Source organism: Streptomyces sp. YPW6 (genome assembly GCF_018866325.1).
Lineage (GTDB): Bacteria > Actinomycetota > Actinomycetes > Streptomycetales > Streptomycetaceae > Streptomyces.
On record NZ_CP076457.1, the window covers coordinates 2,146,900 to 2,167,161 of the forward strand.

Sequence of the window (20,262 nt, forward strand, 5' to 3'; positions counted from 1 at the left end):
GGCGGCCGTCCGGACCCCCGGGGTGACGCGGGGTCAGCGCCAGCGGCTGACCTCGACGTTCTCCAGCACTCCGAGGGCGTCCGGTACCAGGATGGCGGCGGAGTAGTACGCCGTCACGAGGTAGGAGATGATCGCCTGCTCGTCGATGCCCATGAAGCGGACCGAGAGGCTCGGCTCGATCTCGTCGGGGATGCCGGTCTGCTGGAGGCCGATGACGCCCTGCTCCGACTCGCCGGTCCTCATGCAGATGATGGACGTGGTGCGGGCGTCGGTGACGGGGATCTTGTTGGACGGGAAGATCGGCACCCCGCGCCAGGCGGGCACGTGGTGACCGCCGATGTCGACGCTCTCGGGGACGAGTCCGCGCCGGTTGCACTCGCGGCCGAAGGCGGCGATGGCCCTCGGGTGGGCGAGGAAGAGCTTCGAGCCGCGGCGGCGCGAGAGCAGTTCGTCCATGTCGTCCGGGCTGGGCACCCCGTCGTGCGGCTGGAGCCGCTGCCCGTAGTCGCAGTTGTGGAGGAGGCCGAACTCCCTGTTGTTGATCAGCTCGTGCTCCTGGCGCTCGCGGAGCGCCTCGACCGTGAGCCGCAACTGCTGCTCGGTCTGGTTCATCGGCTGGTTGTAGAGGTCGGCCACCCTGCTGTGGACCTTCAGCACGGTCTGGGCGACGCTCAGCTCGTACTCGCGCGGCGCGGCCTCGTAGTCGACGAAGGTGTGCGGGACGACCGCCTCGCCCACGTGGCCGGCGGAGAGGTCGATCGCCGCCTCGCCGTAGGGGTTGGTCCGCTGATGCGGGATGGAGAGGAGTCCGGCGAGGTGGCCGCGCAGCGAATCGGCGCGCTCCGCGAGGTTGTACACGTCGGCCCGGCTCAGGGTGAGGAGTGTGCACGGGGTGACCGCGCGGGCCGTGTACTCCCAGACGGCGTCGCCGTCGACCAGGCTCTGGTCGCCGAAGTACGCACCGTCGGCGAGGACGCCCAGCTCCGTCTCGTCCCCGTAGGGGCCGGATCCGATCTTCTCGACCTTGCCGTGCGCCAGCAGATAGACCCGGTCCGCCGCGTCCCCCGAGGCGGCGAGCACCTCCCCCGCGGCCACGTCCCGCTGCTCGCACCTGCGGGCGAGCTCGGCGAGGACCTCCTCGTCGGCGAAGTTGCGCAGAGCGGGGAGCTCCCCCAGTTCGGCGGGGATCACGGCCACCCGGTCCCCGGTCTGGACGAAGGTCACCCGGCCGTCACCGACCGAATAGCTGAGCCGACGGTTCACCCGGTACGTACCGCCCTGTACCTGCACCCACGGCAGCATCTTCAGCAGCCACCGCGAGGTGATCTCCTGCATCTGCGGCGCGGACTTGGTGGTCGTCGCGAGGTTCCTCGCAGCCGCCGTCCCCAGACTCTGCTGCGGCGGCGCCTGCGTGTCGCGAACCTCTTCACCAACGGACATCTGACGTCCTCTCGATCATGGGCTGACCTGCGAGGAAAGACTTTCAGCAGGAAGGGGGCGGCCGCCATTACACAAAAGAGTGTGACTAATCCACCTTCAGGCGGGGCATGTTGAGCCCCTTCGTCTCACCACACCCATAATTTGCATCCCTGGTGCAACTTATCTACGGTGAGCCCATGCGGCTGACGAGATTCACCGACGTGGCACTCCGCGTCCTCATGCGGCTCGCCGTCACCGAGGACGGGGAAGCGCCGACCACCCGCGAGGTGGCGTCCGCCATGCGGGTCCCGTACACCCACGCCGCGAAGGTCGTCGCCCGGCTCCAGCACCTCGGCCTCCTCGACGCCCGGCGCGGCCGGGGCGGCGGGCTCACCCTGACCCCGGCCGGCCACTCCGCGCCGATCGGCTCGCTGGTGCGGGAGCTGGAGGGGCCGGAGGAGGTCGTCGAGTGCGAGGGCGACACCCCCTGCCCGCTCCGCTCCGCCTGCCGGCTGCGCGGGGCGCTGCGCGGAGCCCAGGAGGCCTTCTACGCGGCACTGGACCCGATCGCCGTGGCCGATCTCGTCACCTCCCCCACCGGCCCGCTGCTGCTCGGCATCGGCAGCGGCCCGCCGCCCGACTGACCCTCACCCGGGACCCACCCCTCGAACACACCCGCGCACCGGGCGCACCTCCACCCGCCCTTAAATACGCATCCAGCATTCCAATAAAAGGAGTCCGCATGCTCTCCGACCGGTCCACCGACACCGTCCGCGCCACCCTCCCCGTCGTCGGGGCGGCCATCGGGGACATCGCGGACCTCTTCTACGAGAAGCTGTTCACCGCCCACCCCGAGCTGCTGCGGGACCTGTTCAACCGGGGCAACCAGGCGTCGGGCGACCAGCGCAGGGCTCTGGCCGGATCCATCGCCGCGTTCGCGACCGCACTGGTCGAGCGGCCCGGCACCCGGCCCGACGTGCTGCTGGAGCGGATCGCCCACAAGCACGCCTCGCTCGGAGTGGCCCCGGAGCAGTACGAGGTGGTGCACACCCATCTGTTCGCGGCCATCGCCGACGCCCTGGGCGACGCGGTCACCCCTCAGGTCGCCGCCGCCTGGGACGAGGTCTACTGGCTGATGGCGGGCTCCCTGATCGCCGTCGAGAAGCGCCTTTACGCCCAGCAGGGCGTCCTGGCCGGTGATGTCTGGAACACCTGGGAGGTGGCCGCCCGGGTCGAGGAGACCGAGGACGTCACCACGTTCCTGCTGCACCCCGCCCAGGACACGCCCCCGCCTGCCTTCCGGCCCGGCCAGTACGTCTCCGTCCAGGTCGAACTCCCGGACGGGGCCCGCCAGATACGCCAGTACAGCCTCTCCCGCGCACCCGGCTCCCGGCTGCGGTCGATCACCGTGAAGCGCCTGCGCGGCCAGGGCTCGCCGGACGGCGAGGTCTCCCGGCACCTGCACGAGCACGTCCGCACGGGCGACCTGCTGCGCATCTCCGCGCCCTACGGGGACCTGGTGCTGGACCACCTGGACGCGCCCCTGCTGCTGGCCTCGGCGGGCATCGGCTGCACGCCCGTGCTGTCGATGCTGGAGCACCTCGTCCAGGAGGGGCACCGGGGCCCGGTCACCGTCGTGCACGGCGACCGCGCACCGGCCGCCCACGCGCTGCGCACCGACCACATGCGGCTGACGGAGAAGCTCGCGGACGCCGAGGCGCACTTCTGGTACGAGGCCCCGGAGCCCGGCCACCCGGCGAACCGCACCGGCCTCGTCGACCTGGACGGCATCACCGTACGGCCGGGAACGCACGCCTACCTGTGCGGCCCGCTCCCCTTCATGCGGTCCGTCCGGGGCCGACTGCTGGAGGCGGGGGTACGGCCGGCCGACATCCACTACGAAGTGTTCGGCCCGGACCTCTGGCTGGCCTCCTCCTGAACCGCCGCCGGGACGGGCAGGCGACAATGAGCGGGTGACCACCCCGCACCCCGGCCCGCACGGCCCCGGCGCCCTTCTGCGACCCCGGCTCCCCTCCCCCTTGCGGGAGGTCCAGGACGAGCGCTTCGCCCGCCGCGGGGTGCGGCTCCTCCTCAAGCGGGACGACCTGATCCACCCCGATCTGCCGGGCAACAAGTGGCGCAAACTCGCCCTCAACCTGGAGGCCGCCGCCGGGCGCACCGTGCTCACGTTCGGCGGTGCGTACTCCAACCATCTCCGGGCCACCGCGGCGGCCGGGCGGCTGCTGGGCTTCGGGACCGTCGGTGTCGTCCGCGGCGACGAGCTGGCGCACCGGCCGCTCAACCCCTCGCTGGCCCAATGCGCGGCCGACGGGATGCGGCTGCACTTCGTGGACCGTGCGACGTACCGGGCGAAGACCTCGCCCGAGGTCCTGGGCGGGCTGCTGAGCCGGTTCGGGGACGTGGAGGTCATCCCGGAGGGCGGCAGCAACGCGCCGGCCGCACGGGGCTGTACGGCGCTGGGGCGCGAGCTGGCCGGAGAGGTGGACGTGGCGGCCGTGGCCTGCGGGACCGGCGGCACCCTGGCCGGGCTCGCCGCCGGGCTGGGTCCGGGGCAGCGGGCGCTCGGCGTGCCGGTGGTCGGCGGCGGCTTCCTGGCCGGGGAGGTGGCGCGGCTCCAGCGTGAGGCGTTCGGCGGCCCGGCCGGTGACTGGGCACTGGAGGAGCGCTTCGTCTTCGGCGGCTACGCCCGTACGACCCCGGAACTGGACGCCTTCGCCGACGGCTTCGAGGAGCGGCACGGGCTGCCCGTCGAGCGGGTCTACGTCGCCAAGCTGCTGTTCGCGCTGACCGCGCTGGCCGGGGAGGGGGCGTTCGCGCCGGGCACCCGCGTGGCCGCCGTGATCACCGGCGCCCCGGACGGGCCGCCTCAGGAGCCGTCCGTCTCCCGGTAGGCGGCCGCCTCCTCCAGGTCCAGCCGGCGCAGCAGCGTGCGCATCATCTCGTCGTCGATCCGCCGCTCGTCCCGGAGCCGGACGAAGACCGCGCGTTCGGCCTCGATCATCTCCCGCGAGAGCCGCCGGTAGGTGTCGTCCGCCGACTCCCCGGTGACCGGGTCGGCGGCCCCCAGCCGCTCCCAGACGGCGTTGCGGCGGCGCTCCAGCACGCTGCGCAGGCGGTCGGCCAGCGGCGGCGGGAGGCTGTTGTGCGGGTCCTCCAGCAGCTCCCGCAGCCGGGCCTCGGCCGCCTCGGACGCCTCGTTCTGGGCCTGTGCCTCGATGAGCGTGACGGTCTGCGGGTCGGGGTGCGGCAGCTTCAGCACGCGGACGAGGAGGGGCAGGGTCAGGCCCTGGATCACCAGTGTCCCGATGACGGTGGTGAAGGTCAGGAACAGCACCAGGTTGCGGGCCGGGAAGGGGGAGCCGTCCTGGGCGGCCAGGGGGATGGAGAACGCGACGGCGAGCGAGACGACCCCGCGCATCCCCGCCCAGCCGACGATGAGCGGCGCGGTCCAGTCGGTCCCGGGCTCGCGTTCCCTCACCCGCCGCGAGAGCCACCGGGGCAGGTAGGTGGCCGGGTAGACCCAGACGAAGCGGACCACGACGACGGCCAGGAAGACCGCGGCGGCGTACCCGACGGCTTCCCGGACGCCGAACGGGCCGAGTTCCTTCAGGACGAACGGCAGCTGGAGGCCGATCAGCGCGAACACCGCGGACTCCAGGATGAACGCCACCATCTTCCAGACGGCGGCTTCCTGGAGGCGGGTGGCGAAGTCGACCTGCCAGGAGCGGTGGCCCAGGTAGAGGGCGACGACGACCACGGCGAGGACACCGGAGGCGTGCACCCGTTCGGCCGCCGCGTACGCGACGAAGGGGATCAGGAGGGACAGCGTGTTCTGGAGGAGCGCTTCCTTCAGGTGGGTGCGCAGCCAGTGCAGCGGCACCATGAGCAGCAGGCCGACCCCGACCCCGCCGATCGCGGCGAGCAGGAACTCGCCGATTCCGGCGCCCCAGCTCATCCCCTCCCCCACCGCCGCGGCCAGCGCCACCCTGAAGGCGGTGATCGCCGTCGCGTCGTTCACCAGGGACTCGCCCTGGAGGATCGTGGTCACCCGGGCGGGCAGCCCGACCCGGCGGGCGATCGCGGCGGCCGTCACGGCGTCCGGCGGGGCGACGACGGCCCCCAGGACCAGCGCGGCGGTCAGCGGCAGGTCCGGGATGATCCGGTGCGCCAGCCAGCCCACCGCGACGGTGGCGAAGAGGGTGTAGCCGACGGAGAGCAGGGCGACCGGCCGGATGTTGGCCCGCAGATCCAGGTACGAGCTGTCCAGGGCCGCCGTGTGGAGCAACGGCGGGAGCAGCAGCGGGAGGACGACATCGGCGTCCAGGTGGTACGTCGGGATGCCCGGAGAGAAGCCGGCCACCAGCCCCACAGCGACGAGCACGAGCGGGGCGGGCACCGGGGTGCGGCGGGCCGCGCCGGCCACCGCCGCACTCCCGGCGACCAGGGCGATCAGCGGCAGCGCGTCCATCCCACCGTCCTCGATCCGTCGTAACCTGCCCATCATGAGCGAGTGTGCGCATGTAGCGGATCTGCCACGCCCCGAGCCCGTGCCGCTCGGCGCGACGTGTCCCGAATGCCTGGAGGCGGGCACCCACCCCGTACAGCTGCGGCTCTGTCTGACCTGCGGGCACGTCGGCTGCTGCGATTCGTCGCCGCTGCGGCACGCCACCGGACACTTCCGGGCGACCGGTCACCCGGTGATGCGGAGCTTCGAGCCGGGTGAGGGCTGGCGCTGGTGCTTCGAGGACGGTTCGATCGTCTGACGCCTGGGTACGTCAATGCGGCGCCGGTTCTTCGCAATTGGACGCCGCAGACCCCTAGCCACTGTCCGTACGCATGGGCCTACCATGAGTGACGGACGGGGCGTGGGGTCCGTACGACACGGCATCATGGATCCGATAGCGTCGCCGAGCCGAAGAACCGTCGACGGACCAGCATGGCTCCGGGCCACCCTTCCCGGAACCTCGAAAGAGTTTGTGCCACCTTGGAGGTGAGGGTGTCCCAGATCGCAGGCGAGCCCGGGAATCAGGACTTCGTGGAAGTCCGGCTGCCCGCTGCGGGTGCCTACCTGTCGGTGCTGCGAACGGCCACGGCCGGTCTCGCAGCGCGTTTGGACTTCACTCTCGACGAGATCGAGGACCTTCGCATCGCGGTCGACGAGGCCTGCGCGATCCTGCTCCAGCAGGCCGTGCCGGGATCCGTCCTCAGCTGCGTCTTCCGTCTCGTCGACGACTCCCTCGAAGTGACGGTGGCGGCGCCCACCACCGACGGCCGGGCGCCCGAGCGCGACACCTTCGCCTGGACGGTGCTCTCCGCACTGGCCGGCAAGGTCGACTCCACGGTCGCGGACGACCGTACGGTCAGCATCAGCCTCTACAAACAGCGCGGCGCCGGCCCCGGGCCGGCGTGAGCGACGGAAACGGGGACGGTCCTGTGCGGGACGAGACGATCCGATCCGGGGTGGTGCGCCCAGCAGGCATCCCGGAGCAGCAGGCCCGGCCGCATCCGGAGGACGGAGCGGACGGGCCCGAGGGCTTCGACGTCGCGGTGGAGCAGCAGTCGCAGGCAGAGCGGGCGGGCCAGATGAGCGAGCACGGGCACCACGATCCACACGACCGCAGCGGGGCCCGGGCCCTGTTCTTCGAGCTGCGGGGGCTGCCCGACGGTTCCCCGGAGAAGGCCGAGCTGCGCAACCGGCTGGTGCGCATGCATCTGCCGCTGGTGGAGCATCTGGCCCGCCGCTTCCGCAATCGCGGGGAGCCCCTGGACGACCTCACGCAGGTCGCCACGATCGGGCTGATCAAGTCCGTGGACCGGTTCGACCCGGACCGGGGGGTGGAGTTCTCCACGTACGCCACCCCCACGGTGGTCGGCGAGATCAAGCGCCACTTCCGGGACAAGGGCTGGGCGGTGCGGGTGCCGCGCCGCCTCCAGGAGCTGCGTCTGTCGCTGACCACGGCCACCGCGGAGCTCTCCCAGCAGCACGGCCGTTCGCCGACCGTGCACGAACTGGCGGAGCGGCTCGGCATCTCCGAGGAGGAGGTGCTGGAGGGCCTGGAGTCGGCCAACGCGTACAGCACGCTCTCACTGGACGTGCCGGACACGGACGACGAGTCGCCGGCCGTGGCGGACACGCTGGGGTCCGAGGACGAGGCGCTGGAGGGGGTGGAGTACCGGGAGTCGCTCAAGCCGCTCCTGGAGGACCTGCCGCCGCGCGAGAAGCGGATCCTGCTGCTGCGCTTCTTCGGGAACATGACCCAGTCGCAGATCGCCCAGGAGGTCGGCATCTCCCAGATGCACGTCTCGCGGCTGCTGGCCCGCACCCTGGCGCAGCTCCGTGAGCGGTTGCTCGTCGAGGAGTGAGCCCGGCGCGGGGCGGCCGGGCTCAGGCGCCGGGGGTCGTCCCCGGCCCGCGTCGGATGCCCAGGTCCTTCGTGGTCGCCGGGTTCAGGACGAGCACGAGTCCGGTGACGGCGACCACCGCGAGAACGATCCCGGTGGGGATCAGCGCGCCCTGCGAGCGCAGCAGCGTCCAGGCCACCGGCAGCGCCATGATCTGGGTGATGAGCGCGGGGCCCCGGCTCCAGCTGCGCAGCAGCAGCAGTCCGCGGGCGGCGATCAGCGGGATGGCGCCGAGCGCGACCAGCGTGATCCCGACCGTCTCCGCCTGCTGCGTGCTTTCCAGCTTCCCGAGCAGGCCCATGACCAGCAGGCAGACCCCGCCGACGGCGAGAGCCACGCCTTCGAGGGCGTTGACCCCGGCGAGGACGGTGATCCTGGTCGGGCGCTCCACGGTGGCGGACGGCGGCGTGGACGGTGTCTGCTGAGTGCTCACGCCTTTCAGGTTGGCATCCCCGGCGCCCGGAAGTGAAGCCGGGGTGTGCGGGAGCCGCACCCGTTCGGCGGCGCACCGGGCCCGGACATCACGCTCCGTGACCACCTCCGAGCGCAGCGAACCGGGGCCAGGGAGGCCCTACAGGTCTCGGACCGCCCGGTGGGTAGGCTGGCCGTCATGCGCGCACTCCTCGTGGTCAATCCAGCTGCTACCACCACCAGTGCCCGCACCCGTGACGTGCTCATCCACGCACTGGCCAGCGAGATGAAGCTGGAGGCGGTGACCACGGAGTACCGGGGGCACGCGCGGGACCTGGGGCGGCGGGCCGCGGACAGCGACGACATCGACCTGGTGGTCGCCCTCGGCGGTGACGGCACGGTGAACGAGGTCGTGAACGGGCTGCTGCACCGGGGTCCGGACGTGGACAACCTCCCGAAGCTGGCCGTGGTCCCCGGTGGCTCCACCAACGTCTTCGCGCGTGCCCTGGGGCTGCCGAACGACGCGGTGGAGGCGACCGGCGCGATCCTGGACGCCCTGGAGAACCGGACCGAACGCACGGTCGGGCTGGGCCTGGCCGCCGGCACCCCGGGCACCGAGGACGAGTCCGTGCCCGAACGCTGGTTCACTTTCTGTGCCGGACTGGGGTTCGACGCCGGAGTCGTGGGCCGGGTCGAACAGAAACGCGAGGGCGGCAAGCGTTCGACGCACGCCCTGTACGTACGCCAGGTGGTGCGGCAGTTCCTGAACGAGGCCCACCGCCGGCACGGGACGATCACGCTCGACGTGCCCGGCCAGGACCCGGTGACCGACCTCGCGCTCTCCATAATCTGCAACACCGCCCCCTGGACCTACCTGGGCAATCGCCCGGTCTACGCCTCGCCGAAGGCCTCCTTCGACACCGCGCTGGACGTGCTCGGACTGAAGCGTCTGTCCACCCCGGCGGTGGCTCTCTACGGCACCCAGCTGCTCACTTCGAGCCCCGAGAAGGGGCCGCGCGGGAAGCACGCCGTTTCACGGCATGACCTCACGGACTTCACCTTGCATTCAAAGGTCCCACTGCCCTTCCAGATGGACGGTGACCACCTGGGACTGCGTACGAGCGTGACGTTCACAGGCGTACGCCGTGCACTGCGTGTGATTGTGTGAGTGGAAGGGCCGAAAGTCCTTTAACTCGAACGTTTGGACTGGGTCCCACCCCCAAGAAGTGCGCCTGTGACCTAGTCGACACCGAGGAATCAAAAAAAACTTTCCAGAAGGGGTTGTATCCGTCGCTGAGGTTTGGGAATCTCTTCATGGCGATCGGGACGGCCCGCAACACCGGCCTCCACTGAGAGCCAGAACCCCTCCTCACCATCACAGACCACACCCAGTTCACCTGGGGGTCGGCCCGTCATCTGCGGGGGGATTCGTGAAAGCGTTCACATTCACAAGCAACAAGCGTGTAATACCAAGGAGAGGTAGCAGCCATGGACTGGCGTCACAACGCCGTTTGTCGTGAGGAAGACCCCGAGCTGTTCTTCCCCATCGGCAACACCGGTCCTGCGCTGCTGCAGATCGAGGAAGCCAAGGCTGTCTGCCGCCGCTGCCCCGTCATGGAGCAGTGCCTGCAGTGGGCGCTCGAGTCCGGCCAGGACTCCGGCGTCTGGGGTGGCCTCAGCGAGGACGAGCGCCGCGCGATGAAGCGCCGCGCCGCTCGCAACCGGGCGCGTAACGCCAGCGCCTGAGCGACCCCCGCACCAAGCCTCAGCCCGGCGGCGCGTACAGAGCGTACGCACAGCCCCGCCTTCGAGTCGCAGCGCGCAGTACCCCGAAGCGCATCGCAACGTGAGCATCACCGAGCGGGCCCGGACCGTCACCACGGTCCGGGCCCGCTCCGGCGTGTGCGCCCGGAAGTCCGCCGCGTGCGCCCGGCGCCCGGCCGTGTGCGCTCGGCGTCACGGCGCTCGGCGTCGCGGCACCCGGCTACTTCACGCCCTGCACCGGAAGGTCCAGCACCACCTGGGTGCCGCGCCCGGGGGCCGGGACCATGCCGAACGTGCCGCCCAACTCCCCCTCCACCAGCGTCCGTACGATCTGGAGCCCGAGGTTGCCGGCCTGCTTCGGGTCGAACCCCTCGGGCAGACCGCGCCCGTCATCGGTGACGGTGATCAGCAACCGCCCCTCGGCGGACGATCCGCCCCGCACCGCGGAGACCTCGACCGTGCCGTGGTCGGCCAGGGCGAAGGCGTGCTCCAGGGCGTTCTGCAGCACCTCGGTCAGGACCATGGAGAGCGGGGTGGCGACCTCGGCGTCGAGGATGCCGAAACGTCCGGTGCGCCGGCAGGTCACCTTGCCCGGGGAGATCTCCGCCACCATCGCGATGACCCGGTCGGCGATCTCGTCGAACTCGACCCGCTCGTCCAGGTTCTGGGACAGCGTCTCATGGACGATGGCGATCGAACCGACGCGCCGGACCGCCTCGTTGAGGGCCTCGCGGCCCTGTTCGGAGTCCATCCGGCGGGACTGGAGGCGCAACAGGGCGGCCACCGTCTGGAGGTTGTTCTTCACCCGGTGGTGGATCTCCCGGATGGTCGCGTCCTTGGTGATCAACTCGCGCTCACGGCGGCGCAGTTCGGTGACGTCCCGGAGCAGGACGAGGGAGCCGATCCGGACGCCCTTGGGCTTGAGCGGGATGGCCCGCAGCTGGATCACCCCGCCCGCTCCCTCCACCTCGAACTCGCGGGGCGCGTAACCGCTGGCCACCTTGACCAGCGCCTCGTCCACCGGCCCCCGCGACGGGGCCAGTTCGGCGGTGACGGTGCCGAGGTGGTGGCCGACCAGGTCGGAGGCGAGACCGAGACGGTGGTAGGCGGAGAGGCCGTTGGGGCTGGCGTACTGGACGATCCCGTCGGCGTCGAGCCGGATCAGGCCGTCACCCACGCGCGGGGATGCATCCATCTCGACCTGCTGGCCGGGGAAGGGGAAGGACCCGGCCGCGATCATCTGGGCCAGGTCGGATGCGGACTGGAGGTAGGTGAGCTCCAGCCGGGAAGGGGTGCGCACGGTGAGCAGGTTGGTGTTGCGGGCGATGACGCCGAGCACCCGCCCGTCACGGCGTACGGGGATGGACTCGACCCGTACGGGCACCTCCTCACGCCACTCCGGGTCGCCCTCGCGCACGATCCGGCCCTCGTCCAGGGCCGCGTCGAGCAGCGGGCGGCGGCCCCGCGGCACCAGGTGGCCGACCATGTCGTCCTGGTAGGAGGTGGGCCCGGTGTTGGGGCGCATCTGGGCGACGGAGACGTAGCGCGTGCCGTCGCGGGTGGGCACCCACAGCACGAGGTCGGCGAAGGACAGGTCGGAGAGCAGCTGCCACTCCGAGACCAGCAGATGGAGCCACTCGAGGTCGGTGTCGCTCAGAGCGGTGTGCTGGCGGACGAGGTCGTTCATGGAGGGCACCTGGGGAGCGTACCCGGGGTTGCCGGAGGCGTTCGAACCACCGGGGCCGGTGAGCCGTGCGGAAGGCAGGACGATGGACAGGCGCGGCGGGCGGCCCGAGAATGTCGTGCACACGGATGGACACGGGTATTGGTCTAGTCCACAATGTTCATCAAGACCTCCGCTCTCCCCGCACAGGAGAGTGGACCGAGGCACCCGGCGCTCTCTGCCCTGACCGCGCCGGTGCCTCCAGTGGCCGGGGGCACCGCACACCGCCGGCCAGGTAGCTCCGGGCTGCGGTGCCGGGCGGGCTGAGGGTCCCGCCCCGGCGCCGCGGCCCGCGGGTGTTTCTGGGGGCGACCGGCTGCCGTCAGCGGGTCTCGGTCACCTTCGCCAGGGCTCGGGGCGCGTCCGGGTCCTGCCCCCGGGCGATCGTCACCTCGTACGCGAGCATCTGCAGCGGCAGGATCTCCAGGATCGGCTGCAGCTCCTCCGGGACGCCCGCCGTGGGCAGCGAGAAGCCGGCCGACGCCGCCTCCACCTGGGCCTTGGGGCCGACCACGAAGAGATCCGCGCCGCGGCCGCGCAGCCGGTCCAGCACCGGCTGGAGGGCCTCGCCGCCCCGGCCGTCGGTGACCACGGCGATCACCGGGGAGATGTTGTCGACCATCGCCAGCGGACCGTGCAGCAGGTCCGCCCCGGAGTAGGAGAGAGCGGGGATGTAGCTGGTCTCCATGAGCTTCAGCGCCGCCTCCTTGGCCGTCGGATAGCCGTAGCCGCGCGAGGTGATCACCATGCGTTCGGCGAAGCGGTAGCGGGAGGCCAGCGCCTTGACCTCGGCCCGGCGGCCCAGGATCGCGCCGGCGAGGTCGGGCAGGCCCGCGGCGGCTTCGGTGCCGTCCCGGCCGCCCAGGCCCTCCACGAAGAGGTACAGGCAGAGCAGGGAGGCGGTGTAGGTCTTGGTGGCCGGGAGCGCCTTCTCCGGGCCGGCCAGGATGTCGATGTGGTACTCGGACACCGCGGCGAGGGCGGAGTCGGGGTTGTTCGTGACCGCGAGGGTGACCGCCCCGGCCTCCCGGGCGGCCCGCGTGGAGGCCACCAGGTCCGGTGAGCCGCCCGACTGGCTGACGGTGATCACCAGGACGTCCCGCAGGTCCGGCCGGGCGCCGTAGGCCGTCGTCGTGGACATCGAGGCGAGACCGCAGGGCAGGCCGCGGCGGACCTCCAGCAGGTACTTGGCGTACAGGGCCGCGTTGTCCGACGTGCCCCGGGCGGTGAGCAGGACGAAGCGGGGCTTCCGGGCGGCGATCTCGGCCGCGACCTCGCGGATGCGGGGCGCGCCCCGGTCGAGGATGCGGCGCAGCATCGCGGGCTGCTCGGCCATCTCGCCGGACATGATGCGGCCCGGCCGGTCGCCCTGGTTGCCCGGGTCGGCCGGAAAGGTGGCGGACATGGGGGCCTCCCTGCACTGTCGGCTGCGGTGTCGCCGTACCGGACAAGTCGACCAGGCAATTCCGCGCGCCGCCAGCGGACCGGAGCATGCGGGGAGACGGGCGGACAGGGGGCCGCCGGTGCGTGGACTCCTCTCCGTACGGCTGCCCGATTCTGCTAAATTGGAGTTTGATTGGTCTATACCACCTCCTCTAGTCAGATCGGCAGGCACAGCGTGGAAGTTGTCATCGTCCCGGACGCCACGGCAGGCGGCGAACTGATCGCGGAGGCCATCGCCGCGCTGCTCCGCCGCAAGCCCGACGCCCTGCTCGGCGTTGCCACCGGCTCGACCCCGCTGCCCATCTACCGCGCGCTCGCGTCGAAGGTCGCCTCCGGCGCGGTCGACGCCTCGCGCGCCCGGATCTGCCAGCTCGACGAGTACGTCGGGCTGCCCGTGGGACACTCCGAGTCGTACCGCTCCGTGGTGCTGCGCGAGGTCGTCGAGCCGCTCGGGCTCTCCGAGTCCTCCTTCATGGGCCCCGACGGTGCGGCCGAGGACGTCCAGGCGGCCTGCGAGGCGTACGACCGGGCGCTGGCGGAGGCGGGCGGCGTGGACCTCCAGCTGCTGGGCATCGGTACCGACGGGCACATCGGCTTCAACGAGCCGTGCTCCTCGCTCGCCTCGCGCACCCGGATCAAGACGCTGACCGAGCAGACCCGGGTGGACAACGCGCGCTTCTTCGACGACGACATCGAGCAGGTGCCGCACCACGTGATCACGCAGGGCATCGGGACGATTTTGGACGCCCGGCACCCGATCCTGCTGGCCACCGGGGAGGGCAAGGCGGAGGCCGTCGCCCAGACGGTGGAGGGCCCGGTCGCCTCGATCGTGCCCGCGTCGGCGCTCCAGCTGCACCCGCACGCGACGGTGGTGGTGGACGAGGCGGCGGCGTCGAAGCTGAAGCTGGCGGACTACTTCCGGGCCACGTACGCGGCGAAGCCGGAGTGGCAGGGGCTGTAGGGCTTCGCCCCTCGCTCCGTGTTCCTGTACGGCTCAGGGCCGGGACGCCGTTGTGGCGTCCCGGCCCTTTGCCGTGTGGTGCGGTCTGGTGCAGCCCGTCCGGCGGGAGGCTTCGTCCTCGATCGCCGGACGGGCTTGACGGGGCCGGCCCCGGACCTCGGCCGCGGGCCCACCGGCCCCGGGCCTCGTCCTCGGACGCCCGACGGGCCGGCATGCGCCCGTCCGAACGGGGCCGGTCGGGTCAGGACTTCGTGCCCGTCAGCGCCTCCGCCGCCGCCACGCCGCAGACCCGTGCCGCGCCGTGGGTGGCCAGGTACAGCGCGCCCCGGGGCTCCGACTGGGGCAGACCCATCTCGACCACGATCGTGTCCGGGCGGGCCGCCAGCAGGGCGTCGAGCGCCGCGCCCATCCAGGCGTGCCGGTGCTCGTCGCGGACCACGGCGACGACGCGCCGCTCCCCCGCCGCCGCCAGGATCGCGTCCGCCGGAGCGGCGCTCTCGACGGTGTAGGTGTCCGTGCCGGTGCCGGGCAGGATCCGCTCCAGCTCGGCGGCGATGCCCCACGGGGTCTCGTCGCCGACCGCGATGTTCGCCTCCGCGTCGAACGAGGCCACGTACGCCGCCTCGGTCAGCGGGTCGCCGGAGCCGGTCACCCGGGCCGCGCGGCGGGCGGCGATCAGACCGATGTCGGAGCTGACTCCGGTGCCGGGCGCGGTCCCCTCCTGCACTGCCGCGCCCGGCCCCCGGATGTCCCCCCGAACCCTCTGCGTCCAGGACGCCAGGGCTCGTACACGGGCGGCCGCGTCGGCGAGCCGCTCCTCGGTCAGTTCCCCGCTGCGCACGGCCGCGACGAGGGCGTCACGCAGCCGCAGCACCGTCTCCTCGTCGGCCAGGCCGCCGCCCACACAGATGGCGTCGGCGCCCGCCGCGAGGGCGAGGACGGACCCGCGCTCGATGCCGTACGCACCGGCGATGGCGTCCATCTCCACGGCGTCGGTGACGATCAGGCCGTCGTAGCCCAGCTCCTGGCGCAGCAGGCCGGTGAGGATCTGCGGGCTCACGGTCGCCGGGCGGTCCGGGTCGAGCGCGGGAAGCAGGATATGCGCGCTCATCACCGATTTGGAACCCGCCGCGATGGCCGCCCGGAAAGGCACCAGCTCACGGGCGTGCAGGGTGTCCAGGTCCACGTCGATGCGGGGCATCGCGAGGTGAGAGTCGACCGCGGTGTCGCCGTGTCCGGGGAAGTGCTTGGTGCAGGCGGCGACGCCGGCGGCCTGGAGCCCTTCGATGTACGCGGCGGTGTGCCGGGCGGCCAGACGGGTGTCGGCGCCGAAGGAGCGTACGCCGATGACCGGGTTGTCCGGGTTGGAGTTGACGTCGGCGGACGGCGCCCAGTTGAGGTTGACGCCGCAGTCGGCGAGCCGGCGGCCGAGCTCCTGGGCGACGGCCCGGGTGAGGTGGACGTCGTCCACCGTGCCGAGCGCGAAGTTGCCGGGGAACGAGGAACCGTGCGTGACCTCCAGCCGGGTCACGTCACCGCCCTCCTCGTCGATGGCGACGAGGAAGTCGTCCCGCTCGGCGCGCAGCCGCGCGGTGAGCGCGGTGAGCTGCTCCGGCGAGGTGATGTTGCGGCCGAACAGGCCCACGGAGGTGAGGCCCTCACCGATGCGGCGCAGCAGCCAGTCCGGCGCGGTGGTGCCGGTGAATCCGGGCTGGAGCACGGCGAGCGCGTCGCGCGTCACGGTGTCGGTGGTGGAAACGAGGGTGGTCATGGGCCCGCACTATCCCTTCACGGCGCCGGAAGTCAGGCCTGCGGCCATCTTCTTCTGGATGATCATGAAGAACACGACGACGGGGATGGCGATCATGGTCGATGCGGCCATGAGGGCGCCGTAGTCCGTTCCGCGCTCGGTCGTGAACGTCATCAGCCAGACGTTCAGCGTGTACTTGGAGTTGTCGTTGATCAGGATGTACGCGAAGAGGTACTCGTTCCAGGCGTTCACCAGGGCGAAGATCGACGCGGCGGCGAGCCCGGGGGCGAGCAGCGGGAAGATCACCCGGCGGAAGGCCTGGAAGCGGGTGCAGCCGTCCACCATCGCGGACTCCTCCAGCTCCACCGGGATGTTCACGACGAAGCCGCGGATCATGATGGTGGCGAAGGGCAGGGTGGAGACGAGGTAGACGACGATCAGGCCCCAGTACTCGTCGATCCCGCCCATCGCGTTGAGCTGGGCGTAGATGGGGATGAGCATCGCCGTCGGCGGCAGCATCTGGACCAGGATCATGATCAGGACCAGGGCCTTGCGGCCGAAGAACCGGAACCGGCCGATCGCCAGGGCCGCCAGGGTCGCGATGATCATGCCGCCGACCACCGCGGTGACCGCGACGATCAGGCTGGACTGGATGGCGGTGGTGAAGTTCGGCTGCTCGGTGGCCCGGACGAAGTTGTCGAAGGTGATCGACGTGGGCCAGAGCGTCTGGTCGTAGCTGCGGATCTCCCGGTTGGGCCGCAGGGCGCTGATGACCAGCCAGTAGACCGGGAAGACCATGACCAGGGCGATGCCGAGGCCGAGCAGGTCGAAGTGGAGCCGGGTCTTCTTGCGGTCGGGCCGCAGCGCCTGTGTCGTCTGGGTCGTGCTGCTCATTCGACCTCTCCCGTCTTCATGAGCTGGCGCAGGTAGTACACGGCCACGCCGGACAGCAGCAGCACCGTGATCAGAGCGATGGCGGTGCCCTGGCTGAAGGAGGTGGACTCGAACGCCTTGGAGTAGGAGTAGAGGCCGAGGGTCTCGTACTCCGGCTCGGGCTTGTTGCCGCGCAGCAGCCAGATCTGGCCGAAGACGTTGAAGTCCCAGATCACCGAGAGGGTGGTGACCATGACGAAGACCGGCTTGATGACCGGCCAGGTGACGAACTTGTAGATGCCGTAGGCGCTGGCGCCGTCGAGGGCGGCGGCCTCCTCCAGTTCCTGGGGGACCTGGGTGAGGGCGGCGTACAGGGTGACGACGACGAACGGGATGGCGCCCCAGACGACCAGCAGCGTGATGATGCCGAAGCCCTGGACGGGGTTGAGGTACCAGTTGTGTCCGAGCCAGTCCTCGCCGACGACCTTGGCGATCAGGGTGTTGATCAGCCCGTAGTCGGAGTCGGCCATGAAGCGGAAGATCGAGGCGGCGACCATCAGCGGCATCGACCAGGCGGCGATGAGGCAGGCGGTGAGCACCAGCCGGACCCAGGTGGTGAGCTTGCGCATAAGCAGGGCGACCAACAGCCCGATGCCCATCGTCAGCGTCACGCAGATCGCCATGAAGACGACCGTGCGGAAGGTGACCCACCAGAACTCGGAGTCGCCGAGGATGTTGGTGAACTGCTCGAAGCCGACCCAGGGAGCCGGCTCACCGGACCACAGTTCGCGGCGGCCCATGTCCTGGAAGGACATGACGACGGTCTTGCCGAGGGGGTAGAGGTAGACGGCGGCGATCGCCACGATCGCCGGGAGGATCAGGAAGTAGGGGAGGAGCTCGCCCTTCTTCCGCTTCCTCTTCTGTACCCGGGGCGCGTCGTCGTCGGGGGACGACGTGCCGATCGCCTGCGGGTCGGGTGGTACGGGGACCGGCGGTCCGGCGGCCTTGGTATCAGCGGCAGACACGTGGCTGACCTTCCATCGCGGGTCCGGGGCGAGCCCCGGAATTCACGGCGTTCACTTGCGGGAAAAAGCGGGGGCCCGGCACTGGTGCCGGGCCCCCGCCTGGCGGTCGGAAGGTCAGGCTTCCTTGTTGATCAGCTCGTTGATCTTCTCGTCGGCCTTCTTGGCGGCGTCGGCGACGGACTCGCCCTTGACGATGTCGAGGAGCATGTTCTGGAGGATCTCCTCCTTCTCGATGGAGGCCCAGCCCGGCGCGATCGGCGTGAACCAGGCGTCCGGCACCGCGTTGGCGATGGCGGCGGTCTCCGGCTTGGCCTTCAGCGGCTCAAGCTGCTTCTCGTTGTTGGGGAGGATGTTCTTCGACGCGAGGACCTCCATGGACTTCGCGTTGGTGAAGAGGGAGATCCACTCCTGGCCGAGGTCCTGGACCTTGGACTTGGAGATCGTCGCGAGGTCCGAGCCGCCGATGAAGGACGGGAGGGCCTTGCCCTCGGGGCCGGGCATACCGGCCGTGGCGATCTTGCCCTCGAGCTTCGGGTTGCCGTTCTCACCGGTGGTGACGCTGCCGGCCTCCCAGGCCTGGCCGTAGATCACGGCGGCCTTCTCGTTGGCCATGACGTTGGCGTGGTCCTGCTCGTCCTTCGTCACGTCGGCCTTGTTGTACTTCTTGACCAGGTCGACGAAGTGCTGGAGGCCCTTCTGCGCCTCCGGGGTGGACAGGGCGGCCTTCCACTCCTTGCTGCCCTCGTCGTACGTGGCTATCTGGCCACCGTAGGCGGCGACGTAGGACATCGCGGCGTACCAGTAGCGGCCCGGGTAGTAGAGCGAGGAGGCGCGCTTGTCCTTCTTGCCCAGCTCGGCGTCGACCTTGTCCATCGCGGCGAGGAACTCGTCCTCGGTCTGCGGGAGGGCGTCGCTGCCGGTGCCGGCCTTCAGCATGTCCTTGTTGTACACGGCCAGACGGGCGCTGGCGTAGTAAGGAACGCAGTAGGTCTTGCCCTCGAAGGAGCACGTGTCCTTCAGACCCTTGATCCAGGTGTCCGAGTTCTCGTACTTCTTGGGGTCGATTTCTCCGAGCGCACCATTGAGGATGTACTGCATGGTCTCGGTGTTGCCGAGTTCGACGACATCCGGGAATTTGTCGCCACCGAGGGAGGTGTCCAGCTTCTTGACCTTGTCGGCCCACTGCTGGTACTGAACCTTGACGGTGACGCCCGGGTACTTCTCGTTGAACTCGGCGTTGACGTCCTTGACCAGCTCCGGCCAGGTGGACTGGGCCTCGCCCATGAGCCAGACGGTCAGGGTTTCCTTGCGGTCCTTCGGGTCGGAGGACGCATTCCCGTCATCCGAACCACACGCCGCAACCGAAACCAACATACCCGCGACGCCGATCGCCGCGATGAGCTTGCGCTTCACGTCAAACCCTCCTCAGGGATGCTGCAACCCCACCCACCGCGAAGACATTCGACGAGTTCTGCTGGGGCTGGACCTGGTCTTTAATGGTTTAGACCAGTACCGGGAGCTTGGCCTAGACCTTTAGGGGTGTCAAGGGTGTATAAGAAGTGCACTCGCGTCCGTTATAGGACCGACACCTAAGGGAGGGCGACGACCCGTGACCGGACCGTGCCACCATGTGAGCCGCGACAGTCGGAGGAGCCGGTGACGGCAGTAACGCAAGCGTCGGGAAGGCGGGCCATGAGTGCCGACGGGGGCAGTACGGGGAGCGAGACCGGTAGCGGTACGCGCACGGCGCGCGTGCCGAAGTACTACCGGCTCAAGCGGCATCTCCTCGACATGACGGACACCCTGCCCCCGGGCACCCCGGTGCCGCCCGAACGCACCCTGGCCGCCGAGTTCGACACCTCGCGCACCACCGTGCGCCAGGCGCTCCAGGAGCTGGTCGTCGAGGGACGGCTGGAACGCATCCAGGGCAAGGGCACCTTCGTCGCCAAGCCGAAGGTCTCCCAGGCCCTCCAGCTCACCTCGTACACCGAGGACATGCGTGCCCAGGGACTGGAGCCGACGTCCCAGCTGCTGGACATCGGCTACGTCACGGCGGACGACACGCTCGCCGGCCTGCTGGACATCTCGACGGGCGGCCGGGTGCTGCGCATCGAGCGGCTGCGGCTCGCCAGCGGCGAGCCGATGGCGATCGAGACCACGCATCTTTCGGCCAAACGCTTCCCGGCGCTGCGCCGTTCGCTGGTGAAGTACACCTCGCTCTACACCGCGCTCGCCGAGGTGTACGACGTCCGCCTCGCCGAGGCGGAGGAGACCATCGAGACCTCGCTGGCAACGCCCCGGGAAGCGGGGCTGCTGGGCACCGACGTGGGTCTGCCGATGCTGATGCTGTCCCGCCATTCCCTGGACGGCCAGGGCGAACCGGTGGAGTGGGTGCGCTCGGTCTACCGGGGGGACCGCTACAAGTTCGTGGCGCGCCTCAAGCGGCCGGCGGACTGAGCGCCGCACGCGG

At 70.6% G+C, this 20,262-nt stretch carries 19 protein-coding genes; 10 read left to right on the forward strand and 9 right to left on the reverse strand.

Annotation, left to right across the window (positions count from 1 at the left end; all coding sequences use genetic code 11):
* Window positions 1-33 precede the first annotated feature (33 nt).
* Window positions 34-1,440, reverse strand: coding sequence for a family 2B encapsulin nanocompartment shell protein (locus KME66_RS09270; protein ID WP_073214680.1), 1,407 nt, complete (start codon window positions 1,438-1,440; stop codon window positions 34-36).
* Between the two features lie 176 nt (window positions 1,441-1,616).
* Between KME66_RS09270 and KME66_RS09275 the strand changes: the two genes are divergently transcribed.
* From KME66_RS09275 to KME66_RS09285, 3 genes are all read left to right on the forward strand, one after another.
* Entirely contained in the window at window positions 1,617-2,063 is a 447-nt protein-coding gene (locus tag KME66_RS09275; RefSeq protein WP_216320922.1) for an Rrf2 family transcriptional regulator, read from the forward strand.
* Between the two features lie 98 nt (window positions 2,064-2,161).
* Window positions 2,162-3,358, forward strand: coding sequence for a globin domain-containing protein (locus KME66_RS09280; RefSeq protein ID WP_216320926.1), 1,197 nt, complete (start codon window positions 2,162-2,164; stop codon window positions 3,356-3,358).
* A gap of 34 nt (window positions 3,359-3,392) precedes the next feature.
* The gene (locus KME66_RS09285) at window positions 3,393-4,331 is read left to right on the forward strand and encodes a 1-aminocyclopropane-1-carboxylate deaminase/D-cysteine desulfhydrase (protein ID WP_216320929.1); all 939 of its coding nucleotides are present in this window, start codon (window positions 3,393-3,395) and stop codon (window positions 4,329-4,331) included.
* On the opposite strand, the gene KME66_RS09290 is transcribed toward KME66_RS09285, so the two are convergent.
* The gene (locus tag KME66_RS09290) at window positions 4,307-5,908 is read right to left on the reverse strand and encodes a Na+/H+ antiporter (RefSeq protein ID WP_216329175.1); all 1,602 of its coding nucleotides are present in this window, start codon (window positions 5,906-5,908) and stop codon (window positions 4,307-4,309) included. The two genes, KME66_RS09285 and KME66_RS09290, sit on opposite strands and share 25 nt — an antisense overlap.
* Before the next feature lie 34 nt (window positions 5,909-5,942).
* On the opposite strand from KME66_RS09290, the gene KME66_RS09295 reads away from it, so the two are divergent.
* The 3 genes from KME66_RS09295 to KME66_RS09305 all read left to right on the forward strand — a co-directional run bounded on the left by KME66_RS09295 (window position 5,943) and on the right by KME66_RS09305 (window position 7,803).
* Window positions 5,943-6,203: a UBP-type zinc finger domain-containing protein gene (locus KME66_RS09295; protein ID WP_216320932.1), complete on the forward strand. Its 261-nt coding sequence runs from the start codon at window positions 5,943-5,945 to the stop codon at window positions 6,201-6,203.
* A 233-nt stretch (window positions 6,204-6,436) separates the two neighbouring features.
* A complete protein-coding gene (locus KME66_RS09300; RefSeq protein WP_030915678.1) occupies window positions 6,437-6,850 on the forward strand; it encodes an anti-sigma regulatory factor in 414 nt (137 codons plus the stop codon).
* Window positions 6,851-6,873: 23 nt separating this feature from the next.
* Entirely contained in the window at window positions 6,874-7,803 is a 930-nt protein-coding gene (locus KME66_RS09305) for an RNA polymerase sigma factor SigF (RefSeq protein WP_073214709.1), read from the forward strand.
* A 22-nt stretch (window positions 7,804-7,825) separates the two neighbouring features.
* On the opposite strand, the gene KME66_RS09310 is transcribed toward KME66_RS09305, so the two are convergent.
* Window positions 7,826-8,275: a hypothetical protein gene (locus KME66_RS09310; protein WP_216320934.1), complete on the reverse strand. Its 450-nt coding sequence runs from the start codon at window positions 8,273-8,275 to the stop codon at window positions 7,826-7,828.
* 177 nt (window positions 8,276-8,452) lie between these two features.
* Between KME66_RS09310 and KME66_RS09315 the strand changes: the two genes are divergently transcribed.
* Window positions 8,453-9,421, forward strand: coding sequence for a diacylglycerol kinase family protein (locus KME66_RS09315; RefSeq protein ID WP_006127486.1), 969 nt, complete (start codon window positions 8,453-8,455; stop codon window positions 9,419-9,421).
* Window positions 9,422-9,741: 320 nt separating this feature from the next.
* On the forward strand, window positions 9,742-9,999 hold the full coding sequence (locus KME66_RS09320) for a WhiB family transcriptional regulator (RefSeq protein ID WP_003953983.1): 258 nt from the start codon (window positions 9,742-9,744) through the stop codon (window positions 9,997-9,999).
* Between the two features lie 238 nt (window positions 10,000-10,237).
* Here KME66_RS09320 and KME66_RS09325 read toward each other — a convergent pair whose 3' ends face one another.
* Both KME66_RS09325 and KME66_RS09330 read right to left on the reverse strand, forming a co-directional pair.
* Complete coding sequence (locus KME66_RS09325) at window positions 10,238-11,704, reverse strand: sensor histidine kinase (RefSeq protein WP_073215571.1); 1,467 nt, start codon at window positions 11,702-11,704, stop codon at window positions 10,238-10,240.
* A gap of 358 nt (window positions 11,705-12,062) precedes the next feature.
* Complete coding sequence (locus tag KME66_RS09330; RefSeq protein ID WP_216320936.1) at window positions 12,063-13,145, reverse strand: SIS domain-containing protein; 1,083 nt, start codon at window positions 13,143-13,145, stop codon at window positions 12,063-12,065.
* A 213-nt stretch (window positions 13,146-13,358) separates the two neighbouring features.
* On the opposite strand from KME66_RS09330, the gene nagB reads away from it, so the two are divergent.
* The gene (gene nagB, locus KME66_RS09335) at window positions 13,359-14,144 is read left to right on the forward strand and encodes a glucosamine-6-phosphate deaminase (protein WP_216320938.1); all 786 of its coding nucleotides are present in this window, start codon (window positions 13,359-13,361) and stop codon (window positions 14,142-14,144) included.
* Between the two features lie 241 nt (window positions 14,145-14,385).
* Here nagB and KME66_RS09340 read toward each other — a convergent pair whose 3' ends face one another.
* The 4 genes from KME66_RS09340 to KME66_RS09355 form a co-directional block, all read right to left on the reverse strand.
* A complete protein-coding gene (locus KME66_RS09340; protein WP_073214720.1) occupies window positions 14,386-15,915 on the reverse strand; it encodes a glycoside hydrolase family 3 protein in 1,530 nt (509 codons plus the stop codon).
* A 9-nt stretch (window positions 15,916-15,924) separates the two neighbouring features.
* On the reverse strand, window positions 15,925-16,788 hold the full coding sequence (locus tag KME66_RS09345) for a carbohydrate ABC transporter permease (protein ID WP_073214723.1): 864 nt from the start codon (window positions 16,786-16,788) through the stop codon (window positions 15,925-15,927).
* The gene (locus KME66_RS09350; RefSeq protein WP_073214726.1) at window positions 16,785-17,792 is read right to left on the reverse strand and encodes a carbohydrate ABC transporter permease; all 1,008 of its coding nucleotides are present in this window, start codon (window positions 17,790-17,792) and stop codon (window positions 16,785-16,787) included. The genes KME66_RS09345 and KME66_RS09350 overlap by 4 nt, the downstream gene beginning before the upstream one ends.
* Window positions 17,793-17,906: 114 nt before the next feature.
* Entirely contained in the window at window positions 17,907-19,205 is a 1,299-nt protein-coding gene (locus KME66_RS09355; RefSeq protein WP_073214729.1) for a sugar ABC transporter substrate-binding protein, read from the reverse strand.
* Window positions 19,206-19,484: 279 nt separating this feature from the next.
* Between KME66_RS09355 and KME66_RS09360 the strand changes: the two genes are divergently transcribed.
* Window positions 19,485-20,249: a GntR family transcriptional regulator gene (locus tag KME66_RS09360; RefSeq protein WP_073214732.1), complete on the forward strand. Its 765-nt coding sequence runs from the start codon at window positions 19,485-19,487 to the stop codon at window positions 20,247-20,249.
* The last annotated feature ends 13 nt before the right edge of the window (window positions 20,250-20,262 follow it).

Coding starts and splice junctions, on each gene's coding strand:
- KME66_RS09315 (WP_006127486.1), top strand. CDS start 8,453: ATGCGCGCACTCCTCGTGGTCAATCCAGCTGCTACCACCACCAGTGCC.
- KME66_RS09320 (WP_003953983.1), top strand. CDS start 9,742: ATGGACTGGCGTCACAACGCCGTTTGTCGTGAGGAAGACCCCGAGCTG.
- KME66_RS09270 (WP_073214680.1), bottom strand. CDS start 1,440: ATGTCCGTTGGTGAAGAGGTTCGCGACACGCAGGCGCCGCCGCAGCAG.
- KME66_RS09330 (WP_216320936.1), bottom strand. CDS start 13,145: ATGTCCGCCACCTTTCCGGCCGACCCGGGCAACCAGGGCGACCGGCCG.
- KME66_RS09275 (WP_216320922.1), top strand. CDS start 1,617: ATGCGGCTGACGAGATTCACCGACGTGGCACTCCGCGTCCTCATGCGG.
- KME66_RS09280 (WP_216320926.1), top strand. CDS start 2,162: ATGCTCTCCGACCGGTCCACCGACACCGTCCGCGCCACCCTCCCCGTC.
- KME66_RS09290 (WP_216329175.1), bottom strand. CDS start 5,908: ATGGACGCGCTGCCGCTGATCGCCCTGGTCGCCGGGAGTGCGGCGGTG.
- KME66_RS09360 (WP_073214732.1), top strand. CDS start 19,485: ATGAGTGCCGACGGGGGCAGTACGGGGAGCGAGACCGGTAGCGGTACG.
- KME66_RS09345 (WP_073214723.1), bottom strand. CDS start 16,788: ATGAGCAGCACGACCCAGACGACACAGGCGCTGCGGCCCGACCGCAAG.
- KME66_RS09295 (WP_216320932.1), top strand. CDS start 5,943: ATGAGCGAGTGTGCGCATGTAGCGGATCTGCCACGCCCCGAGCCCGTG.
- KME66_RS09340 (WP_073214720.1), bottom strand. CDS start 15,915: ATGACCACCCTCGTTTCCACCACCGACACCGTGACGCGCGACGCGCTC.
- KME66_RS09325 (WP_073215571.1), bottom strand. CDS start 11,704: ATGAACGACCTCGTCCGCCAGCACACCGCTCTGAGCGACACCGACCTC.